At 59.0% G+C, this 14848-nt stretch carries 18 protein-coding genes; 12 read left to right on the forward strand and 6 right to left on the reverse strand.

Features of this window, described 5'->3' with window-relative positions:
- Positions 1-46: 46 nt before the first annotated feature.
- Positions 47-706 carry a cation transporter gene (locus tag ACN0XM_RS14135; protein WP_417567584.1) on the forward strand — a complete coding sequence of 220 codons (660 nt, stop codon included), beginning with the start codon at positions 47-49 and terminating at the stop codon, positions 704-706.
- Here the strand turns inward: ACN0XM_RS14135 and ACN0XM_RS14140 are convergent.
- A complete protein-coding gene (locus tag ACN0XM_RS14140) occupies positions 703-1620 on the reverse strand; it encodes an AEC family transporter (protein WP_417567585.1) in 918 nt (305 codons plus the stop codon). The two genes, ACN0XM_RS14135 and ACN0XM_RS14140, sit on opposite strands and share 4 nt — an antisense overlap.
- Positions 1621-1813: 193 nt before the next feature.
- Here ACN0XM_RS14140 and ACN0XM_RS14145 point away from each other — a divergent pair, with 193 nt between their 5' ends.
- The 6 genes from ACN0XM_RS14145 to ACN0XM_RS14170 are packed head-to-tail and all read left to right on the forward strand — an operon-like array spanning position 1814 to position 7378.
- Entirely contained in the window at positions 1814-2263 is a 450-nt protein-coding gene (locus ACN0XM_RS14145; RefSeq protein ID WP_417567586.1) for a c-type cytochrome, read from the forward strand.
- Between the two features lie 10 nt (positions 2264-2273).
- Complete coding sequence (locus ACN0XM_RS14150; protein ID WP_417567587.1) at positions 2274-3689, forward strand: cbb3-type cytochrome c oxidase subunit I; 1416 nt, start codon at positions 2274-2276, stop codon at positions 3687-3689.
- Positions 3690-3746: 57 nt separating this feature from the next.
- Positions 3747-4703 (forward strand): 4Fe-4S binding protein, encoded by a 957-nt coding sequence (locus ACN0XM_RS14155; RefSeq protein ID WP_417567588.1) that lies wholly within the window; start codon positions 3747-3749, stop codon positions 4701-4703.
- Positions 4704-4712: 9 nt separating this feature from the next.
- A complete protein-coding gene (locus tag ACN0XM_RS14160; protein WP_417567589.1) occupies positions 4713-6536 on the forward strand; it encodes a nitric oxide reductase activation protein NorD in 1824 nt (607 codons plus the stop codon).
- A complete protein-coding gene (locus ACN0XM_RS14165) occupies positions 6536-7126 on the forward strand; it encodes a cytochrome c oxidase subunit 3 (protein ID WP_417567590.1) in 591 nt (196 codons plus the stop codon). Before ACN0XM_RS14160 ends, ACN0XM_RS14165 begins: the two co-directional genes overlap by 1 nt.
- Positions 7127-7138: 12 nt before the next feature.
- On the forward strand, positions 7139-7378 hold the full coding sequence (locus ACN0XM_RS14170) for a cytochrome C oxidase subunit IV family protein (RefSeq protein ID WP_417567591.1): 240 nt from the start codon (positions 7139-7141) through the stop codon (positions 7376-7378).
- 29 nt (positions 7379-7407) lie between these two features.
- Here the strand turns inward: ACN0XM_RS14170 and ACN0XM_RS14175 are convergent, their stop codons facing one another.
- Genes ACN0XM_RS14175 through ACN0XM_RS14195 form a run of 5 tightly spaced genes read right to left on the reverse strand, consistent with a single transcriptional unit; the run spans position 7408 to position 10905 of the window.
- Positions 7408-7782, reverse strand: coding sequence for a hypothetical protein (locus ACN0XM_RS14175; protein WP_417567592.1), 375 nt, complete (start codon positions 7780-7782; stop codon positions 7408-7410).
- Positions 7748-8536, reverse strand: a complete 789-nt coding sequence (locus ACN0XM_RS14180) for a CbbQ/NirQ/NorQ/GpvN family protein (protein ID WP_417567593.1) — start codon at positions 8534-8536, stop codon at positions 7748-7750. The genes ACN0XM_RS14175 and ACN0XM_RS14180 overlap by 35 nt, the downstream gene beginning before the upstream one ends.
- On the reverse strand, positions 8533-9297 hold the full coding sequence (locus ACN0XM_RS14185) for a PhnD/SsuA/transferrin family substrate-binding protein (protein ID WP_417567594.1): 765 nt from the start codon (positions 9295-9297) through the stop codon (positions 8533-8535). The genes ACN0XM_RS14180 and ACN0XM_RS14185 overlap by 4 nt, the downstream gene beginning before the upstream one ends.
- Positions 9281-10513: a cytochrome D1 domain-containing protein gene (locus ACN0XM_RS14190; protein ID WP_417567595.1), complete on the reverse strand. Its 1233-nt coding sequence runs from the start codon at positions 10511-10513 to the stop codon at positions 9281-9283. Before ACN0XM_RS14190 ends, ACN0XM_RS14185 begins: the two co-directional genes overlap by 17 nt.
- 26 nt (positions 10514-10539) lie before the next feature.
- Positions 10540-10905: a c-type cytochrome gene (locus ACN0XM_RS14195; protein ID WP_417567596.1), complete on the reverse strand. Its 366-nt coding sequence runs from the start codon at positions 10903-10905 to the stop codon at positions 10540-10542.
- A gap of 215 nt (positions 10906-11120) precedes the next feature.
- Here ACN0XM_RS14195 and ACN0XM_RS14200 point away from each other — a divergent pair, with 215 nt between their 5' ends.
- From ACN0XM_RS14200 to ACN0XM_RS14220, 5 genes are read left to right on the forward strand one after another with little or no spacing between them, the layout of a single operon-like run.
- A complete protein-coding gene (locus tag ACN0XM_RS14200) occupies positions 11121-12848 on the forward strand; it encodes a cytochrome D1 domain-containing protein (protein ID WP_417567597.1) in 1728 nt (575 codons plus the stop codon).
- 27 nt (positions 12849-12875) lie between these two features.
- Positions 12876-13340: an AsnC family transcriptional regulator gene (locus ACN0XM_RS14205; RefSeq protein ID WP_417567598.1), complete on the forward strand. Its 465-nt coding sequence runs from the start codon at positions 12876-12878 to the stop codon at positions 13338-13340.
- A gap of 41 nt (positions 13341-13381) precedes the next feature.
- Positions 13382-13882, forward strand: coding sequence for an AsnC family protein (locus ACN0XM_RS14210; protein WP_417567728.1), 501 nt, complete (start codon positions 13382-13384; stop codon positions 13880-13882).
- Positions 13866-14348, forward strand: coding sequence for an Lrp/AsnC family transcriptional regulator (locus ACN0XM_RS14215; protein WP_417567599.1), 483 nt, complete (start codon positions 13866-13868; stop codon positions 14346-14348). Before ACN0XM_RS14210 ends, ACN0XM_RS14215 begins: the two co-directional genes overlap by 17 nt.
- Entirely contained in the window at positions 14323-14838 is a 516-nt protein-coding gene (locus ACN0XM_RS14220) for an Lrp/AsnC family transcriptional regulator (RefSeq protein WP_417567600.1), read from the forward strand. Before ACN0XM_RS14215 ends, ACN0XM_RS14220 begins: the two co-directional genes overlap by 26 nt.
- Positions 14839-14848 lie beyond the last annotated feature (10 nt).

Below are 14848 nucleotides of genomic sequence, written 5' to 3' on the forward strand. Positions count from 1 at the left end.
GCAACTACAGGGTTTTAAATAAAACAACTGAACAAAGGAGGTCTTTATGGCGTGCAGCTGCTCTGCTCCAGAGCCCAAATCCCCGGCCCCGGGCTTCCGCCGGGCGTTGTGGATTGCCTTGTGGGTCAATCTGGCCATGTTCGTGGTGGAAGGGCTGGCCAGTCTCTCGTCCGGGTCAGTCTCACTAATGGCTGATGCCATTGATTTCTTCGGTGACAGCGCCAACTACATTCTGTCCCTGACAGTCCTTTCAATGGGCATGCTCTGGCGGGGCCGCGCCGCCATGGTCAAAGGCGCCACCATGACCATTTTTGGCCTGCTGGTCTGGGGACGGGCGGTCTGGGTGATGGAGACTGGCATTACACCGGAACCGCTGACCATGGGCGCGGTTGGCCTGCTGGCCCTGGCCGCCAACGTGAGTGTTGCGGCGCTGCTGTTCAGGTTCCGTGAAGGCGATTCCGACATGCGCTCAGTGTGGCTTTGTAGCCGCAACGATGCCATCAGCAACATCGCCGTGATGGCAGCTGCACTCGGTGTCTTCGGCACTGGCAGCGCGTGGCCGGATCTGTTCGTTGCCGCCATCATGGGGACCCTGGCCATTACCGCCGGAATCAGCGTGGTGCGCCATGCCCGCAGTGACATTGCCGAGGCCAAAGCCCTCTCCATGGAAACGACACCGGCAGTGTCATCCTCACACAGCCATTAAAACGCCAGTGAGATCATCACCGGGATAAATGCCAGGGCGAACAGCGTAGTCAGCAGCACCGTACCCGCTGCCTGCCTTGGCGACGTATCCAACAGGGTGGCAATGACCACCGTATTGGCGGCAATCGGCGTGATCGAAATCAGGAACATGGCCTTGTGCACCGCAGGCTCGTAGATACCAAGAAGCGTTGAATCCACCCACCAGAACACGATGGCCACAAGCGGCCAGACCACAAATTTCCCGAAGAACGCCAGCGCCGTGAATCGAACATTGCCGGCCAGTCCCCGGAAACTGGTGATGCTCATGCCAATAATCATCATGCCCAGAATGCTGTATGCCCCTCGAAGGTTGTCGAACAGCGGCACAAAAATATCCGGAATTCCCACGCCCGCCAGATTCAGTGCCACCGCTGCGAGAAAGGCGTACACCGAAGGCAGCTTCAATACCCGCATCAGAGCATCTCTGATGCCATACCGTCCCCTTGCAGCCAGATAAAAGCCCACTGAATTCTCGAACAGCGTCGTGCCCAGCATGCACACAATGTAGAGGCCCAGACCTTCTTCTCCGAACAACAACAGCGCGACCGGCACCCCGAAGTACCCGGTGTTCCCGGACCCCACACACAGGGGAATGATGTTGGCACTGCCATCGGTAAGAACGTTTTTGGCCAGCTTCATCTGGACAAAGCCCAGTACGGATGAGATTCCGAAAACAAGGAAGGGCAGCAGGATGACCTCCGGCGACAACGGCGCCACCATAACGCCGGAAAACACCACCGATGGGGTCACGATGTACAGCATGATGCCAGCGATATGCCGGCCGCTGGCCTCGAGATAGCGACCGGCAATCCAGCCGAGAACAACCGTTACATAGAGCGGAATCAGCTTGAAGAAAAGGGCAAACGCGGCAGCCATCGGCACTCCATGTGAGCAAAACGTTTCTGAACGGACCGGCCGCGAAGTCTACCACCTACCCCTCCGGAGGTAACTCCCCGGCGCAATGGTGAAATAGCCCACCATGCTTGACAATGATCAACAGCATTGCAGATGCATCTTTATATCCTAGTAGGGCAGTCAGGTATTCCACAAAGACCGAGGAGAGAGACCCATGGCCGAGCGCTTTACCAAAAGCATGGCCAGAAACATATATCTGGGAGGAAGTGCATTCTTCGTCCTGCTGTTTCTGGCGTTGACTTTTGATACTCAGGTGCGGGCAATGCCCGAGCGGGACAATCGCGACCAACTCACCGACCAGGTGGTTCGTGGCAAACATGTATGGGAGAACAACAACTGTGTTGGCTGCCACTCCCTGATGGGTGAAGGCGCGTACTTTGCGCCGGAACTCGCCAATGTATTCGACCGCCGCGGCGCCGGTGACAGCGACATCTTCAAGGCCTATATGAACGCCTGGATGAACGCCATGCCCACCGGCGTGCCCGGCCGCCGCCAAATGCCGCAATTCAATCTGACCGACCAGGAAATCGAGGATCTCGCCACCTTCCTGGAATGGACATCGAAGATTGACGACAACGGTTGGCCACCCAACATCGAAGGCTGAGGGAATCAATATGAAATACGAATCTCAAAGAGTGGCAATGCCCTACTTTATCTTTGCACTGGTTCTGTTTGCCGGCCAGATTCTGTTCGGCCTGATCCTGGGGCTTCAGTACGTGGTAGGTGACTTCCTGTTTCCGGAAATTCCCTTCAACGTGGCGCGGATGGTTCACACCAACCTGCTGATTGTCTGGCTGCTGTTCGGCTTTATGGGCGCAACCTACTACATGGTTCCGGAAGAGGCGCAAACCGAGCTGCACAGCCCGCTGCTGGCCTGGATCCTGTTCTGGGTGTTTGCCGTTGCCGGCACCCTGACTATCCTTGGCTACCTGTTTGTGGACTACGCCACCCTCGCCGATGTCACCATGAACAAACTGCTACCTACCATGGGGCGGGAGTTCCTTGAACAGCCGACCATTACCAAGATCGGCATAGCCCTGGTTGTGGTCGGATTCCTCTATAACATCCTGATGACCGCCCTGAAGGGTCGCAAGACTGTCGTCAATATCGTCCTGATTACCGGTCTGATCGGCCTCGCCGTGCTGTGGATGTTTTCCTTCTACAACCCGGGCAACCTGACCCTGGACAAGTACTTCTGGTGGTTCGTGGTTCACCTGTGGGTTGAAGGTGTCTGGGAACTGATCATGGGGGCCATCCTGGCCTACGTGCTGATCAAGGTTACCGGTGTCGACCGGGAGGTCATCGAGAAATGGCTGTACGTCATCATCGCCATGGCGCTGATTACCGGCATTATCGGTACCGGCCATCACTTCTTCTGGATCGGACCGCCCGAGTACTGGTTGTGGCTGGGCTCCGTGTTCTCTGCCCTGGAACCGCTGCCGTTCTTCATGATGGTGCTGTTCGCCTTCAACATGATTAACCGCCGCCGGCGCAACCACCCCAACAGGGCTGCCATGCTCTGGGCCATGGGAACAGCAGTGATGGCGTTCCTGGGCGCCGGCGTGTGGGGCTTCCTGCATACCCTGGCCCCGGTGAACTACTACACCCACGGTAGCCAGATCACCGCAGCCCATGGCCACATGGCGTTCTACGGCGCCTATGTGATGATCGTGCTGACCATCATCTCCTATGCCATGCCGATCATGCGCGGTCGCCCCTACGGCAACAGCAATACTGCCCAGGTGGTGGAGATGTGGGGCTTCTGGCTAATGACCATCTCCATGGTGTTCATTACCCTGTTCCTGACCGGCGCCGGCATTCTGCAGATCTGGCTGCAACGGATTCCGGAGAGCGGTGACGCACTGTCGTTCATGGCAACCCAGGACAACATCGCCCTGTTCTACTGGATGCGACTGATCGCCGGCTGCTTCTTCATGGCTGGCCTGGCCGTGTACTTCGGCAGCTTCTTCATCAAGGGGCAGGCGTCCCCGGCTGAGGAAGTCCGTGGCCCTGCGACTCAGGACGCATAACAACCGCAGGCCGGAGCGAATCGCTCCGGCCTGCCCAACCTCCAACGGACATTTGCCGTGCATGAGCAAACTCTCCCGAACAAGGACACCCTACAGAGGAAACGGTTGCTGACCCGCACCGCGTTCTTCGGGCTGTTTCTGCTTGCGCCGGTACTCAATATTTTTCGATACGATCTCACGCAGACCCACTTCGTCATTTTCGGGTTCCCCCTGTCATTCAATCTCGAGCTGGCCTGGGTTACCCAGAGCTCACCGACGGAAGTGGCCGGCCAGATCCTCGTCTGGTTCATACTCCCCTTCCTCCTTCTGGTGCCACTGGTACTCTGGATCGCCTGGAAATGGGGGCGAATTTACTGTGGCTGGCTATGCCCGCACTTTTCGGTGGTGGAGACCATCAACCACCTGATGACCCGGGTTACCGGCCGGCCCACGCTCTACGAAGCACTCCGAAAAGGCCGACGGGGCAAGGCCCTGCACTGGGCCGGGCTGGCGCTGGCGTGCGCACTGATTGGCTTTTCCTGGGCTCTTGCGATGCTGTCTTACCTGTTACCGCCCATCCCGCTGTATACCGACCTGGTCACCGGCAACCTGGCACTGCATCCGGCTATTTTTCTGGCTGTAGCCACGTCCCTGTTCACCCTGGATTTCCTGTTCGCCCGGCACCTGTTCTGCAAATACGGTTGCGCCTTCGGGGTGGTGCAGAGCATTGCCTGGATGACCAACGGCAAAGGCAAGGTCGTCACCTTTGACACTGAACGGGCGGCAGCCTGCCGTGACTGTACCAAGGCCTGTGATGAAGCCTGCCCGATGCGGTTGCCTACCCGCAGCCACAAGCGGGCAAAATTCACTTGTACCCAGTGCCTGCAGTGCGTGAGCGCCTGTCGTGAGGTGCAGAAAAACAATCCGGAAGGCTCCCTGTTGAGCTGGGAGCCCGGTGAGCCTGGTAAACAGACCGTGCTGATTCCGGTTCGCCAGGTCGATCCACCACCACGCAAGCAACGGGGCGGAGCCTGAGGGGTTGAAATGGAAGAGTGGGTAGGCTTCAAATGGCACGAGTACATCACCCGACAGGCTGTGGGCGAATTCCCCGAGCATGCGGTGCACCTGAAAGACGAGGCTCGAACCCTGGGCGTGCTGTTCCGCGCCCTGGGCGGTGACCCGGCCCTCAGCCTCGTCACCGCAGAACCACGACATTTCCGCACCCGACGCCGGTTTTTACAGAAACTGGCGGGCACCCATAAAAAGTTCGAACTGGCCTGGCGGGATGAACAGAGCCTTCGGCTGCCGGAGCGCCTGGCGCTGTTCCCCTCCAAACCGGTGAACCGGGATTTGTACCTCTGGCTGGCAGCCCTGGCCTCCCTTGGTGAACTGACGGACTCCGACTGGCTGACCGGCAACCAGGCCATGGTCCAGGCCCTACTGGTCAAATGGCCGGGGCTGGAACCGGTTTACCAGCGCCTGGTGCGCCATACGCTGCAATGGCGCCCGGATCCATCCACCCTGCCGCCAGCCGAAGGTCGCCGTGAGAAAGCCATTCGCCAGGCGCTGATTGACCCTGGCAGCGTGGAAACCCTGCCTCGTGCGGAGTCCGATCCCTGGCCGGTTGTGATCTGGCTTTACCCCACAACCACGCCCGGCAAGGCAACCGGCCAGACCACCGGAGACGATGAAGTAACCTCAACACCGGGCGGCCTGGCGAAAAAGCGCAAACGCCGGCGGGCCGAGCGGGTGGACGCCTTCGACAAGGATCAGGGCCTGATGCTGTTCCGACTGGAAAGCCTGTTTTCCTGGAGTGAATTTATCCCTGTCGACCGGGCCGGTGATGACACCGAGGAAGAGGATGCCGACGCCGTGGCCGATGATATGGACATGATTTCGGTTTCCGAAGACCGCCGGGAAGCGTCCTCCGCCATCAAGTTTGATCTGGATCTGCCTTCGGAAGAAAACGACGACCTGCATTTGGGCCCCGGCATCCACCTGCCGGAATGGGACTGGCGCAGCCAGAGTTACCGGGAACGCTTCTGCTGCCTGCAGCCCATGCTGAGCAAGGACTCCGCGCCCACCCGGCTGCCGAACCACCTGTCCCGTCCGGCCATGAGACTGCGCCGCCAGTTCAGCGCTCTGAAGCCACTCCGGCAATGGGAACGCCGGCAAATGGAAGGCGAGGAACTGGACCTGGACGCCTGCATGGAACGGGAAGTCCAGCACCGTCGGGGCACCGGTATTATCGACCAAAAGCTGTTTCGCCGCTGCAAACAGAATCAGCGGGACCTGGCGTGCCTGATTCTTGCGGACACCTCCATGTCCACGGACACCTTCATCAACAATACCCAGCGGGTAATCGAAATCGTCCGGGACGGCTTGCAGTTGCTGAGCGAGGCCCTGCAAGCAAGCCGCGACCCTTTTGCGATTTTTGCCTTCTCCTCACGCCGCCGGGACCATGTGCGTTTCCATCACATAAAGTCCTTTGACGAGCCCTATAACGATATCAGCCGGGGCCGGATCCAGGCACTGGAGCCGGGCTATTACACCCGCATGGGCGCCGCCATCCGGCAGGCCACCCGATTGCTGAAGGGCCGACACGAACATCAGAAAATCCTGCTCCTCCTCACTGATGGCAAACCCAATGACCTGGACCTTTACGAAGGCCGGTATGGCGTGGAAGACACCCGAATGGCCGTTCAGGAAGCCAATAAAGCGGGCCTGACCCCCTTCTGTGTCACCATCGACGACGATGCCAGCGAATACCTGCCCTATATCTTCGGCAGCAACCAGTTCGTGGTGATCAAGGACCCGGCACAGCTGCCGCTGCAGTTGCCAAAGCTCTACATGAACCTGACCCGCTGATGCCCATGCAAGTATCCGCCCCGACACCCTCCATAACACCCCGCCACCTGCCCGGCGACCTCGCTGTCTGGTTCTTCATCTCCGCGGAACTGGCGGTATTCGGCATCCTGTTCATCGGCTTTGGCGTCGCCCGCAGCCTCGACCCGGACACCTTCGCTGCCGGCCGACAGGTACTGCACCCCTGGACCGGCCTGATCAACACCATCGGCCTGATCACCGCCAGCTATCTGGCAGCCACCGCCGTCCACCGCCTGCGACACTGCCGGCCGGGCGTCGCCCTGCTGCTTTGGAGCGCCATCGGAGCATCGTCTGTTTACACCTTCGGCAAACTCTGGGAATACGCAGACCTCTATGGCAACGGCTACAACCTGGGTACCGACACCTTCTTCATGTTCTATTTCTTCCTCACCTTCTTCCACTTCATGCACGTGGTACTGGGCCAAATCATCCTGGTGATTCTGGCCGTGAAGGTTAAAAGGGGCGACTACAACGGAGATGACATGAACGGCATGGAGTCCGGCGCCTCCTACTGGCATATGGTGGATCTGGTCTGGCTGGTGCTTTTCCCGATGCTGTACGTTCTGGCGTAAAGAGGAGTTCCCATGTTAGCGGTTTACATCACCTTGATGGTTTGCACGATGGCGCCGGTGATTGCCTTGCAGGCAGGCGCTGATGCTTCCGTTCTGATATGGCTGGTTTTTGCACTGGTGATCGTGAAAGCGGTTCTGCTGGTCGATCATTTCATGGAAATGCGCAAGGCACCCCCGGGCTGGCGCTTTGCCGCCCAGGCATGGGCACCGGTTATTGTCTCAGCATTGGCCGTCATTCACTGGGTAAACTGACCGACCTCGACTCCACCCAGGCTAAAAGTTCAGAGAAAACGTCGGGGAAAATACGGTGGCTTGTCACTGACCGCCTGAGCCAGCGAAATAATTCCCCATAATACAAACGACGTGTGCAGAACGATGGCCCAGACAATCGCACCCGTCCAGAAGTTGCCCGTATTGCCGAACAACAGCCAGAATACTGCCACTCCGGAGAAGATCGCCACCGCACCGATCATCGACATAAAAACCGCCGCCCGGGTATGGGCCCGCCGCAACGCCGGTGCCTGATCAGACCCCGTGAATAGCCAAACCAGCACCGCAAAACCGAAAACCGGCAAAGCCAACAGGTTCAGCAAGTACCAGATCACCGGAACAATCGCGCCACTACTGACCTTCGACTGACTTCCCGAATACGGCATACACCACCTCCATGAGTGCGCTGACAGTTTCTTCATCGTCGGACAACGGCTCTATCATCCCCGCCCGACAGGCTTCGGTAACCGGTACGCCAGCCCGGACCAGATGAGCGGTGTGAATCAGCAGCCGTGTCGATGCTGCCTCCTCCAGATCGTGATCCTTCAGATTACGAATTGATCGGGCCAGGCTTACCAGCCGTTCCGCCAGCTCCCGGTCACAACCGGATTCCTCAATTACGATGGTCTGTTCCGCCGACGCGTCCGGGTAGTCAAAACTCATTGATACAAAGCGTTGTCGGGTGCTCGGTTTCATCCCCTTCAGCAGGCTCTGGTAACCCGGATTGTAGGACACCACCAGCATGAATCCAGGCGCTGCGCTCAGCACCTCGCCGGTACGCTCAATCGGCAGTTCCCGCCGGTCATCCGCCAGCGGATGCAGTACCACCGTGGTGTCCTTGCGGGCCTCCACTACTTCATCAAGGTAGCAGATGCCCCCTTCACGCACTGCCCGGGTCAAAGGCCCATCCTGCCAATAGGTGCCTTCCGGCCCGATCAGATGGCGGCCCACCAGATCAGCGGCAGTCAGGTCATCGTGGCAGGCAACAGTGTAGACCGGCCGCCCCAATTTCTCGGCCATGTATCGGACAAACCGGGTCTTGCCACAGCCCGTTGGCCCCTTGATAAGCACAGGTAGCCCGTTATCCGCCGCAGCCTGAAACAGTTCTATCTCGTTGCCTGCAGGTTGGTAAAACGTCATTGCATTGAATCCTCTGAATTCTGACTGTCGGGCAAGGCAAAGCCGTTTACCCATTCGGGAAAAATCACAAATATCTGTGGATCATCTGACCGCTGCTTCCGGGCCAACGCCTGTTCACAGGCCTTTGCAGCGCGGCTCCAACCGGCTCGACGGTACCAACCTGCAGCCTTCACCGGTTCGCCCTGCCAGCTCACTACCAGATTGTTGCCGGTCAGAAACGGCTTTACAAACCCCAGTTCGGAAGCCGCCGCATGGGTGTTGTTGTGAAGAAGCAACCCCAGGGCAGAGCTGTAGTCACCGGCTTCATAAAGCTGCCCAGGTTTGGGCGTGACGCCCTGTTGTTGTAGCGCAGCCAGCGGCAGGCTGGCGCCCAGTGGATCCGTACCGGCAACCGTTGCCAGGTCACGACCCTGAAGTTCCCGGATATGCCTCACACCGGCCGTCCCGCGGGTTACCCAGACCGGAACCGGCAGCTGGCCACCCCGGTTAACCGCGACCAGAATCGGCGAGGAATTCCCTGGCATACCTGGCAGAAACGCCAGGGCAAGACCAGGAGCCTTGGCGTTAAACCGGATATCGGCTTCGCAACCCTGAGACTGCAGGTATTCCGTGAGCCGATAGCGGGCTACCGCTGTCGAACTGGTCGCGGATTCAATACCGATCAGAATCCGCGTGTCCTCGGCACTTGCAGCCGTTGTAACCAGCAAGCCCGTCAGCACGGCCCCTGACCATGCCTGCCGTAATTCAAAGGCCGAGAGCATGGGCCCGGCTGGTAAAGAAAATACCACTCGGCTTTTCTGCACTGAGCGTTGCGACCGGCTCCAGCGTGCGGGTGTTGTAAACGGTCACCCGGTTGCTGTCCCTGGCCGAGACCCACACCTCTTCGCCGCGGGGCGTGAATTCCATGTGCAGAACCGCATCGCCGGGTTCCAGGGTGCGGATAATTTCCCGGGTCTGTGAATCGATCACCTGAACTACATCGTTGTTCGGATGAGCAAAGCTCACCCAGATTCGGCGATTGTCCGGGCTGGCCATCACGAACACGGGCTGGCCCTGCACCGGGATACGATCGGCCAGGGACCAGTCGCTCATGTCGGCCACCAGCACCTGGTGGTGACCCACCGCCGGCACAAAGGCCTGCCCATCGGCGATGGCCCAGCCCTCCAGGTGGGGCATCTTGTATACCGGCAAGGCCTGCTCCCCTTTGCCATAATGCGGAAGGATTTCAGTCACACCCTGCCCCGGGTGCCACAGATCCAGCATCGACAGGCCATCCTCACCAAACAGGCCGGCAATATAGTACCGTCCATCCGGAGTAATCAGCGCGTCGTACGGCGATTTGCCCGCCTCGAAGCGGGTGATCGCCGCCGACTCGTCACTCATGTCGAGGGTCCAGATTTCTCCCGCCTCAAACAGACTGAACACAAACAGGTTCCCCGGCGCATCCACCAGCCCGACCGTTTTGGACTGATCCGTTTCTCCATCCCCGCTGGTATAGTTCGCGGGCACATCCGCTACCAGCTCCAGTGTCTGGCTGTTGAACACCTTCACGCCACCCGGTTCGTAGTTGGAAACGGCCACGTAGCGGCCATCCTGGGAGATAGCGCCGCCAATGCTGTTACCCGACTGGATAACCCGGTCGACGATGGTTCGGGTTAACAGATCGACTTTGGTGAGGCCGCCGTCCCTTCCGAATACATAGCCATATCGGGCGTCCCGGGAATAGACCACAGACGCGTGGGACAGATCCCCCAGCCCTTTGACTCGCCCGAGTACCTCATGGCGGGACGTGTTGATAACCAGCACTGAGCCACTTGCCCGCTCAACGATCAGACCGAGATCGCCAGTGCCCATGATTTCCGGCCGGGACTCTTTTTCAGAAATCTCCGATCCGGGAAATGCCTGGCAGCCGCCCAAGGCGATAGCCAGAAGCACTGCAACTATCAGATGTGCGGGCCGCTTAAGCGCAGGATCCATGATTGATCATTCCTCCAGATTGGCCCTCAGGGCGAAACCAATGCACCGGATTTCAGCTGCTTGCTGATCCAGTGAATCTCTTCGGGGGACAACAGTGGTTTCCAGGGCGGCATAGCGGTATCCGGAACACCTTCGCGAATAATGGCGGCAATGGCCTCTACCTGAAGACCTCCCAAATCCTCTGGCCGCAAGGGTGGTCCGAGGCCACCGCGGAGAGTCAGGCCATGACAGGAGCCACAATCCTGGAGCACCAGGTTGGCAAGACGGGCCTGATCCGCAGTCTGAGTTCCGGACTCATCACCGATCACCGCACCCGGCGCCATAACCAGCCCGAACAACAGAGCAGCGCAAACCAGACTCCGCCTTTGCCATTCCCGCAAGAAACCGTTCAACCGCTACGTCCTCCCATGTGTTATCAGCATCGTGACGACACCCATAATGCTCATCCTTGATATTGGTTAAAATCGACCATCAACACCAGGACTCTTTGGTTATACCCATCGTTAGGTAGACGCCGGACAAAAAACAGACATCTGATATAAATCAATGTTCAACAGAGTAAAGAAGCGAAACCTAGAGGGACTCTTAAATCCAAGGAGAGAACCCGATGAGAGTAACCAATCTGTTTTTCAAACCCCTGGCGCTGGCGGTTGCCGTTGCGTCGTTCGGCGCCCTGGCGGCCACTGACGACGCCAAACATCCCGACGACCCGGCCGCAACAGCTTATGAAGGTACTGCGAGTGCGATTGCTCCGGAGTCAGCCAAGGTCGTTCGCAGTCCGGGCGCTCCGGATCTGACCGAAGCCGAATTCGAGAAAGCCAAGAAAATCTTCTTCGAGCGCTGCGCCGGTTGTCACGGCGTCCTGCGTAAAGGTGCCACCGGCAAACCCCTGACCCCTGACATCACCCAGGAGCGCGGTCTGGATTATCTGAAGGCCTTCATCACCTATGGCTCACCAGCGGGCATGCCCAACTGGGGCACGTCCGGTGAATTCACCGAGGCTGAAATCGAGCTCATGGCCAAGTACCTGATGCACGAGCCACCGGAGCCACCCGAGTTCAGCCTTGCCGACATGAAGGCCACCTGGGAAGTTGTTGTCCAGCCTGAAGACCGGCCCAAGAAACAGCTGAACGACCTGAACTTGAAAAACCTGTTCAGCGTGACCCTGCGGGATGCCGGCCAGATTGCACTCATCGATGGCGAATCCAAGGAGATCGTCGAGGTGATTGATACCGGCTACGCAGTTCACATCTCACGGATGTCAGCCTCTGGACGCTACCTGTTCGTTATCGGGCGTGATGCCCTGATCAACATGGTAGACCTTTGGATGGAGCATCCCGATACCGTCGCCAAGATCAAGGTCGGCCTGGAAGCCCGCTCCGTGGAGACCTCCAAGTACAAGGGCTACGAGGACAAGTACGCCATCGCCGGCACCTATTGGCCGCCACAGTTCGTGATCATGGATGGCCAGACCCTGGAGCCGAAGAAAATTGTCTCCACCCGGGGCATGACCGTGGATACCCAGGAATATCACCCGGAACCGCGCGTGGCAGCCATCGTCGCCTCCCATGAGCACCCGGAGTTTATTGTCAACATCAAGGAGACCGGCAAGATCCAGCTAGTCAACTTCGAGGATCTGGACAACCTGAGCATCACCACCATTGATGCCGCCCGGTTCCTGCACGACGGCGGCTGGGACAGCAGCATGCGGTACTTCATGACCGCTGCCAATCAGTCCAACAAGATCGCGGTGGTCGATTCCAAGGAACGGGAACTCGAGGCTCTGGTCGACGTTGGCAAGATCCCCCATCCCGGCCGTGGCGCCAACTTTGTGGACCCAGAGCATGGGCCGGTCTGGGCCACAAGCCACCTGGGTGATCCCACTATCCAGTTGATTGGTACTGACCCCGAAGGCCATCCCGACAAGGCCTGGAAAGTGGTCCGTACGCTCAACGGCCAGGGCGGTGGGTCGCTGTTCATCAAGACTCACCCGAAATCCGACAACCTGTGGGTCGATACCGCACTGAACCCGGCCGAGGCGGTTAGTCAGAGCATCGCCGTGTATGACATCGACAACCTCGATGCCGGCTATGAAGTGCTGCCAATCGCCGAATGGGCGGATCTGGGCGAAGGGCCCAAGCGCGTGGTTCAGCCGGAATACAACGTCGCCGGTGACGAAGTCTGGTTCTCGGTCTGGAACGGCAAGGAACAGACCTCGGCCCTGGTGGTTGTTGATGACAAAACCCGCGAGCTGAAAAAGGTGATCAGGGACGAGCGACTGGTAACGCCTACCGGCAAGTTCAACGTCTACAACACCCAGCACGACGTGTACTGATCGGTTCCGGCCCGGAGGAGAGCACTGATGAGACTGGATACCACTGACAGACAACTGATCAACCTTTTTCAGCGGGACCTCCCCGTCTGTGACAGGCCCTACGAAGCAATGTCCCGCCAACTGGGCATTACCGAAGAGGAGGTCATTGAACGCCTTCAGTCGCTCCAGGACAGCCAGGTTCTCAGCCGGGTCGGGCCGATTTTTGAACACAGCCGGGCAGGCGCGAGTCTGCTGGCTGCTGTGGCGGTACCAGACGAACAGATCGACCTGGTGGCCGCCCGGGTAAATCTTGCCCCCGGGGTAAACCATAATTACGCCCGGGAGCACACCTACAACCTCTGGTTTGTCATGACCGCGCCCGATGAAGACGTCCTTGAAGAGCGGCTGGACGAACTGGAACACCAGCTCAGGCTCCCCATGCTTCGGTTACCGATGGTGGAGGCCTACCACATCGACCTGGGCTTCGATATTGACTGGGAGGCCCTGCCGTGAACCTTCGCCAGTCCCCAAAGTATCTGGCCGTCGTACCGGAAATCGCCGGCGCGGGGCCCACCAGTGCGTGGGGGCTGCTGCGACTGAGGCAACAGCTGGAGCTGGGCATACCCCTCACCCCTCAGCCCTATCAAACTCTGGCAGAGCGTACCGGACTTTCGGAGCAGGAAGTCATGTCGGCCATTCGGCAGTGGCAGGAACGGGGACTTATCAAGCGGCTGGGTCTGGTTATCAAACACCGGACACTGGGCTACACAGCCAATGCGATGGCGGTCTGGGATGTCCCGGACGATCAGGTTCAGGATCTGGGCCGCGCTCTGGCTCGCACATCGTTCATTACCCTCTGCTACCAGCGTCCGCGCCGACTCCCCGAGTGGCCCTACAACCTGTTCTGCATGATTCACGGCGTTGACCGGCAACGGGTCCAGAGCCAGCTGGAAACACTGATGGCCGATCTTGGCCTGGAACAGATCCCCCATGCCGTGCTGTTCAGCACCAAAGCCTACCGGCAACGGGGAGGCCGTTATGTCAGCCGCGACTGAGCGCCCTCGGGCAGACTCCGAGTTCACAGAGGTGGAGCGGGCCGTCATTAACCGGTTGCAGACAGGGCTACCACTGGTGCACTTGCCCTATGCCGTAGTGGCCGACGAACTTGGCATGACCGAGCAGGTGCTCTTGAACACCCTCAAGGACCTTCTGGCCCGTCGCATTCTCACGCGTTTTGGCCCCATGTTTCACGCCGGGGAAATGGGCGGTGGCCTGACACTTGCCGCCCTACGCATCCCGGAGCAGGACTTTGAGGACGTTACCCGAACGGTCAATGCTTTCGATGAAGTGGCCCACAACTACAGACGGGAACATGAACTGAATATGTGGTTTGTACTGGCCACGGAAGCCCCGGAAGACATCGCCCGGGTTATTGCTGCCATCGAATCCGCCACCGGCTATCCCGTTTACAACATGCCCAAGGAGGAAGAGTTCCATGTCCATCTCCACTTCCCGGTCTGAACAGAGTTATGTGCTCTGCCAACTCGACCGCAAACTGATTCTGGCCACCCAGAACGGTTTGCCTTTGGACCCGGATCCCTGGGGCACTCTGGGCAAGCAACTGGGACTGCAGGCGGACGAAGTGCTGGCCCGATTCCAACGCATGCAGGATGCGGGCGTAGTCCGTCGGATCGCCGCCGTACCCGATCACTATCGCCTGGGTTATCGCTTCAACGGCATGACGGTCTGGGATGTCCGCGACGACGCCATCACCGACTTGGGCCGGCAGGTGGGCGAACTGCCCTTTGTCAGCCACTGCTACCGGCGCCCGCGGCACCTGCCCTACTGGAGCTACAACCTGTTTGCGATGGTGCATGGCACCAGTCGGGAAGAGGTGGAAGCCAAGGCTTCGCAGATTCAGTCCCTGCTCGGGGACCATTGCCAGCACCACACCATTCTTTACAGCACAGCCATTCTGAAAAAAACCGGTCTGCGGCTGCGGAAATCATGAGAGAGGAAGC

Origin of the sequence: Marinobacter sp. (assembly GCF_048269445.1) — a bacterium.
Classification (GTDB): Bacteria; Pseudomonadota; Gammaproteobacteria; order Pseudomonadales; family Oleiphilaceae; genus Marinobacter.

Bases quoted from the DNA above. Each gene is read 5' to 3' on its own strand.
- ACN0XM_RS14135 (WP_417567584.1), top strand. From the start codon at position 47: ATGGCGTGCAGCTGCTCTGCTCCAGAGCCCAAATCCCCGGCCCCGGGC.
- ACN0XM_RS14190 (WP_417567595.1), bottom strand. From the start codon at position 10,513: ATGGATCCTGCGCTTAAGCGGCCCGCACATCTGATAGTTGCAGTGCTT.
- ACN0XM_RS14150 (WP_417567587.1), top strand. From the start codon at position 2,274: ATGAAATACGAATCTCAAAGAGTGGCAATGCCCTACTTTATCTTTGCA.
- ACN0XM_RS14200 (WP_417567597.1), top strand. From the start codon at position 11,121: ATGAGAGTAACCAATCTGTTTTTCAAACCCCTGGCGCTGGCGGTTGCC.
- ACN0XM_RS14160 (WP_417567589.1), top strand. From the start codon at position 4,713: ATGGAAGAGTGGGTAGGCTTCAAATGGCACGAGTACATCACCCGACAG.
- ACN0XM_RS14205 (WP_417567598.1), top strand. From the start codon at position 12,876: ATGAGACTGGATACCACTGACAGACAACTGATCAACCTTTTTCAGCGG.
- ACN0XM_RS14145 (WP_417567586.1), top strand. From the start codon at position 1,814: ATGGCCGAGCGCTTTACCAAAAGCATGGCCAGAAACATATATCTGGGA.
- ACN0XM_RS14185 (WP_417567594.1), bottom strand. From the start codon at position 9,297: ATGCTCTCGGCCTTTGAATTACGGCAGGCATGGTCAGGGGCCGTGCTG.
- ACN0XM_RS14215 (WP_417567599.1), top strand. From the start codon at position 13,866: ATGTCAGCCGCGACTGAGCGCCCTCGGGCAGACTCCGAGTTCACAGAG.
- ACN0XM_RS14180 (WP_417567593.1), bottom strand. From the start codon at position 8,536: ATGACGTTTTACCAACCTGCAGGCAACGAGATAGAACTGTTTCAGGCT.
- ACN0XM_RS14175 (WP_417567592.1), bottom strand. From the start codon at position 7,782: ATGCCGTATTCGGGAAGTCAGTCGAAGGTCAGTAGTGGCGCGATTGTT.
- ACN0XM_RS14170 (WP_417567591.1), top strand. From the start codon at position 7,139: ATGTTAGCGGTTTACATCACCTTGATGGTTTGCACGATGGCGCCGGTG.
- ACN0XM_RS14165 (WP_417567590.1), top strand. From the start codon at position 6,536: ATGCCCATGCAAGTATCCGCCCCGACACCCTCCATAACACCCCGCCAC.
- ACN0XM_RS14140 (WP_417567585.1), bottom strand. From the start codon at position 1,620: ATGGCTGCCGCGTTTGCCCTTTTCTTCAAGCTGATTCCGCTCTATGTA.
- ACN0XM_RS14220 (WP_417567600.1), top strand. From the start codon at position 14,323: ATGTCCATCTCCACTTCCCGGTCTGAACAGAGTTATGTGCTCTGCCAA.